Origin of the sequence: Streptococcus pluranimalium, from assembly GCF_047785745.1 — a bacterium.
Lineage (GTDB): Bacteria > Bacillota > Bacilli > Lactobacillales > Streptococcaceae > Streptococcus > Streptococcus pluranimalium_B.
The window spans coordinates 1-5,432 of sequence record NZ_JBLOJT010000113.1 but is presented as its reverse complement, the minus strand read 5'-3'; the positions used below and the strand labels follow the sequence as shown (position 1 = coordinate 5,432).

Here is a 5,432-nt window from a genome sequence, read left to right as displayed (position 1 = left end):
AATGAGTAGTGGTTGAGAAACTGACACTTGTTTAAGTGTCAATTTTTTGATAAACTATTAGTAATTGAATAGATGTCTGTGAGACTAGTAATCTTAGGAAACTTGTCAGGGAATGAAGAGCGTGACTGGAACTCTTCTGAAGTGAAATAGGACGAATTCACTCATATTGGAGACAGTCGAATTAAGGTCTGCTTTGCTAGATAAAAATCGGATGGTACCGCGTGTCAACGCTCCGTTTCAGGAGTTTTGGCACCTTTTTTTATCCTCAACGATTGCCTTAAAGATTCAGAAGAACTACATAATTATTGATGAAAGGAAGGTTTGGTTACAGTCACTATTTGACTGCAATTAAACGGGGCTAACTGTTAGCATGAAACCGTCACAAGATTGGTTGTTTATTTTGCTAGCGGACAGCTCAATATATCTTAACTTATGGATTTACAAGCTAAATTAGAAGAGTTGAAAAATTCAACGCAGGCTAAATTAAAAGAATTGAATGGCGATCATTCAAAAGAATTACAAGACTTGCGCGTCCAAATTCTTGGGAAAAAGGGTTCGTTGACGGAGCTCTTAAAAGGCCTCAAGGATTTATCAAATGACTTAAAACCTGTTGTGGGTAAACAAGTCAATGAAGTTCGAGACGTTTTGACAAAAGCCTTTGAAGAGCAAGCAGCAGTTGTTCAAGCTGCCAAAATCAAGGCACAACTTGAGTCAGAAAGTCTTGATGTAACCCTTCCTGGTCGTCAAATGACTTTGGGGAATCGTCATGTTCTGACACAGACTAGTGAAGAAATCGAAGATATTTTTATCGGTATGGGCTATCAAGTTGTGGACGGCTACGAAGTTGAAAAAGATTATTACAACTTTGAGCGTATGAATTTACCAAAAGACCATCCTGCGCGTGACATGCAAGATACTTTCTATATCACAGAAGACATTTTGTTGCGTACGCACACTAGTCCAGTCCAAGCACGTACAATGGATGCGCATGATTTCAGTCAAGGTCCACTTAAAATGATTTCACCAGGACGTGTTTTCCGTCGTGATACTGATGATGCGACTCATTCACATCAATTCCATCAAATTGAAGGACTTGTTGTAGGAGAAAATATCTCTATGGCTGATCTTAAAGGAACGCTTGAGTTAATCAGTCAAAAAATGTTCGGTGCAGACCGTAAGATTCGCCTTCGTCCGTCCTATTTCCCATTCACAGAACCATCTGTAGAGGTTGATGTTTCGTGTTTCAAGTGTAGCGGGAAGGGCTGTAATGTTTGTAAGAAAACAGGCTGGATTGAAATTCTTGGTGCAGGTATGGTTCACCCAAGTGTCCTTGAAATGTCTGGCGTTGATTCAGAGAAGTACTCTGGCTTTGCCTTTGGTTTAGGTCAAGAACGTGTTGCCATGCTTCGCTATGGTATCAATGACATCCGTGGTTTCTACCAAGGAGATGCTCGCTTTTCGGCTCAATTCAAGTAGGAGGTTGTAAAATGGTTAAGATGATTGGCATTCGACCTGTGCGCGAGGATGAGCTGCCTCTTCTAAAATCTATAGCAGAGCAGACCTTCACAGAGACTTTTGGACATGATAACACACCTGAGCAACTGCAATCTTTTTTTGACACAGATGATGCTCTAGAAACTTTGCAGGCTGAGCTAAAGCACCCGGATACTGAAATTAATTTTATTCTCCTAAACAATCAAGTGGTCGGTTACCTTAAACTTAATTGGGGAGAAGCTCAGACAGAATTTGAACTAGATAATGCGTTGGAAATCCAACGAATCTATATCTTAAAAGCCTATCAAGGAGCGGGATTAGGTAAGTTTGCTTTTGAGTATGCTTTGGAAGTAGCTGAATCAGGTCCCTTTGATTGGGCCTGGTTAGGTGTTTGGGAGCACAATATTAAAGCTCAAACATTTTATAGTCGCTATGGTTTTGAAAAATTTGCCGAGCATGAGTTTGTCGTTTCTGAAGATAAGGTTGATACAGGCTGGTTATTAAGAAAACGCTTGAGTTAAGTCCCAAAAAGAAGATACAAATTGAAAGATATAGCTTTTAAGTGGGCAATTCTTAATAGCAAAAATTATCCTATAAAAATTTAAGTGAAAGGAAATAAATCAAGTTCAAATATTGAGTAACAATGACAAAGGAGAATAGTTATTAACTTTTTATGGTTACTTTTCCATTTGACTTGGTATTTTATTGATTATGTTAGTTTCTTATAAATGGCTTAAGGAGTTGGTGGACATCGATGTCTCATCTGCTGAATTAGCTGAAAGAATGTCTACAACAGGAATTGAAGTGGAAGGTGTAGAAGTTCCTGCTGAAGGCTTATCAAAATTAGTAGTGGGTCATGTTATCTCATGTGAAGATGTTCCAGAAACTCACTTGCACCTCTGTCAAGTGGATACAGGGGATGAAGAGCCTCGTCAAATCGTTTGTGGTGCTCCAAATGTGACAGCAGGAATCAAGGTTATTGTAGCTATTCCAGGAGCACGCATTGCTGATAACTATAAGATTAAAAAAGGTAAAATCCGTGGTATGGAATCTCTTGGGATGATTTGTTCGCTTCAAGAATTAGGATTGCCAGAATCTATTATTCCAAAAGAATTTTCAGACGGTATTCAAGTCTTGCCTGAAGATGCTGTACCAGGTGATAGCATCTTCCCATATCTTGATTTGGATGATGAAATTATCGAACTATCAATTACACCTAACCGTGCCGATGCTTTCTCTATGCGGGGTGTTGCTCATGAGGTAGCTGCCATTTATGATAAAACTGTGAATTTCCCAGAAAAATCAGTTACAGAAGTTACTAAATCAGCTAAAGAAGTTATTGAAGTTGCTATTGAGTCCGACAAGGTCATGACTTATGCTAGTCGTGTGGTTGAAAATGTGACAGTGGCACCAAGCCCACAGTGGTTACAAAACCTTCTCATGAACGCTGGCATTCGTCCGATTAATAATGTCGTCGATGTCACCAACTACATCTTGCTTTACTTTGGACAACCTATGCATGCCTTTGACCTAGCTAAATTCCAAGGGAACAAAATTGTAGCTCGTGATGCCCGTGATGGGGAATCCTTAGTCACTCTTGATGGTGAAGAACGTAAATTGACTGTTGATGATATTGTTATCACAGTAGCGGATAAACCTGTCGCTCTAGCTGGCGTTATGGGCGGTAAGGATACTGAGATTGATAATTCTTCTAAGACCGTTGTTCTTGAAGCAGCTGTTTTCGATGGTAAGTCAATCCGTAAAACATCAAGTCGCTTGAACCTTCGCTCTGAAAGTTCATCTCGTTTTGAAAAAGGGATTAACTTTGATACCGTTACAGAAGCACTTGATTTTGCAGCTGCTATGCTTGAAGAATTAGCTGGAGGAGAAGTTTTATCAGGTCGTGTGCAAGCAGGTGCTCTGCCTACTGAACCTGTGGAAGTGTCAACGACCTTAGACTATGTCAATGTTCGTTTGGGTACCGAATTGACCTATTCTGATATTGAAGACGTTTTTGCGAAACTTGGCTTCGGATTATCAGGTTCAGCTGACAGATTCACGGTAGCCGTTCCTCGTCGTCGTTGGGATATTAGCATCCAAGCTGACTTGGTTGAGGAAATTGCTCGTATTTATGGCTATGATAAATTACCAACGACTCTTCCAGAAGCAGCAGGAACAGCTGGTGCCTTGACAAGGACTCAGAAATTACGTCGTAAAGTTAAGGCTGTGGCTGAAGGAGCAGGCTTAACAGAAGTTATTTCTTACGCTTTAACAACTCCTGAAAAAGCGACAGCCTTCAATGCGGCACCTAGTCATCTGACAGAGCTCATGTGGCCAATGACTGTTGACCGTTCCGCTCTTCGTCAAAACATGACATCAGGTATCTTGGATATCGTGGCTTATAACGTCGCTCGTAAGAACAAAAACCTTGCCCTCTATGAAATTGGTAAGGTCTTTGAACAAACTGGCAATCCAAAAGAAGATTTACCAAATGAAATCAATACCTTTGGGATGACCTTATCAGGTCTAGTAGCTGAAAAAGATTTTCAAACAACAGCAGTTCCAGTTGATTTCTTCTATGCCAAGGGTATTGTGGAGATGATCTTTGCTCAGCTTAATTTGGATGTGACTTATATCGCTGAAAAAGATATGGCAAATATGCATCCAGGTCGTACAGCATCGATTATCTTAAATGGCGCTAAAGTTGGTTTTGTGGGACAAGTTCATCCACAAACGGCTAAAGATTTTGATATTCCAGAAACTTATGTGGCAGAGCTCAATCTCTCAGCTATTGAAGTAGCTTTGACAAATGATTTAATTTTTACTGATATTACCAAATACCCTGCTGTATCTCGTGATGTTGCCTTGCTATTGAATCAAGAAACAAGTCATCAAGAAATTGTGGATGCGATTGAAAATGCAGGTGTCAAACGCTTAACAGCTATCAAACTCTTTGATGTTTATGCTGGTAATAATATTGAATCAGGTAAGAAATCCATGGCTTATAGCCTAACCTTCCAAAATCCAAACGATAATTTAACGGATGAAGAAGTAGCTAAGTATATGGAAAAAATCACAAAATCACTGGCTGAGAAGCTTGGAGCAGAAATTCGATAAACCATTAGCTCAAATCTCAGTCTTGGGCTTTTAAGGCATTAGAAATGAGGTTGACAATGTATCAAACAAAAATAAAAGGAGATAAGCTTTATCATTCAGTATCAGAAGGCTATGGGAAATCCGTAGAACTCTTTGGTTTTCCTAAAGATGGGGAGACGCCTATGAGTTTGGTTAATATCGCTTTGGCTTCATGCGTCACCATGTGTATTCAAGGTTATTTTGCTCGTTTTCATCAAGAAACAGTTGTAGCTAGTGTAGTCGATTCAACATATGACGAGGGACATTTTAAACTCCTTGTAGGAATTGCTCATGTCCTAGACAATACGATGATAGAAGAGATTTTGGCTTATGTAGATGAGCAGTGCCGTGTTAAGAAAATGCTTCGGGATGATCTTACTTATGATATTAGCTTGGTTGAAAATGATGACTTCTAAACCAGGGAATTCTTTGTTAGAGGCTCAAAAAGAATGGGCTTATCAAAAATATTGGGTCATGGCGCATTCGCAACAACATTATAATGCTTTGCGTCAACTTTTCAAGGGCAATGAATGGTCAGACGAGAAATATCAGTTATTTAAACAGTTGATATTAGAAGCGCAAGCCATTTCTCCAAGTGAAAAAACTTTAAGAGTAGCCTATCAACATATCTGGGGTTACTTCAAAAAGCAGGCTACTAGTGATGAATTGGCAATCTATAAGAGTCTTGAAGCAAGCCTTGCTACTAGTTCTTTAGATATGTTGGCTTTTCTTAAACGATTAGCAGAAAAGTATCAAGTGACTTACTTACTGGCGTCCCGTATCCTTCAAAAAGGGCTATAAAA

Annotated in this window: 5 protein-coding genes; all 5 read left to right on the top strand. The window is 39.5% G+C overall.

The window, feature by feature from the left end:
- Nucleotides 1-432: 432 nt before the first annotated feature.
- The 5 genes from pheS (at nucleotide 433) to ACMZ6U_RS09115 (ending at nucleotide 5,430) form a co-directional block, all read left to right on the top strand.
- Nucleotides 433-1,476 carry a phenylalanine--tRNA ligase subunit alpha gene (gene pheS / locus ACMZ6U_RS09135; protein WP_115130478.1) on the top strand — a complete coding sequence of 348 codons (1,044 nt, stop codon included), beginning with the start codon at nucleotides 433-435 and terminating at the stop codon, nucleotides 1,474-1,476.
- 11 nt (nucleotides 1,477-1,487) lie between these two features.
- Nucleotides 1,488-2,015, top strand: a complete 528-nt coding sequence (locus ACMZ6U_RS09130; protein WP_416108113.1) for a GNAT family N-acetyltransferase — start codon at nucleotides 1,488-1,490, stop codon at nucleotides 2,013-2,015.
- Nucleotides 2,016-2,205: 190 nt separating this feature from the next.
- Nucleotides 2,206-4,611 carry a phenylalanine--tRNA ligase subunit beta gene (gene pheT / locus ACMZ6U_RS09125; RefSeq protein WP_416108111.1) on the top strand — a complete coding sequence of 802 codons (2,406 nt, stop codon included), beginning with the start codon at nucleotides 2,206-2,208 and terminating at the stop codon, nucleotides 4,609-4,611.
- Nucleotides 4,612-4,667: 56 nt separating this feature from the next.
- Nucleotides 4,668-5,045: an OsmC family peroxiredoxin gene (locus tag ACMZ6U_RS09120; protein ID WP_416108109.1), complete on the top strand. Its 378-nt coding sequence runs from the start codon at nucleotides 4,668-4,670 to the stop codon at nucleotides 5,043-5,045.
- Entirely contained in the window at nucleotides 5,011-5,430 is a 420-nt protein-coding gene (locus ACMZ6U_RS09115) for a YbgA family protein (RefSeq protein ID WP_416108107.1), read from the top strand. The genes ACMZ6U_RS09120 and ACMZ6U_RS09115 overlap by 35 nt, the downstream gene beginning before the upstream one ends.
- The last annotated feature ends 2 nt before the right edge of the window (nucleotides 5,431-5,432 follow it).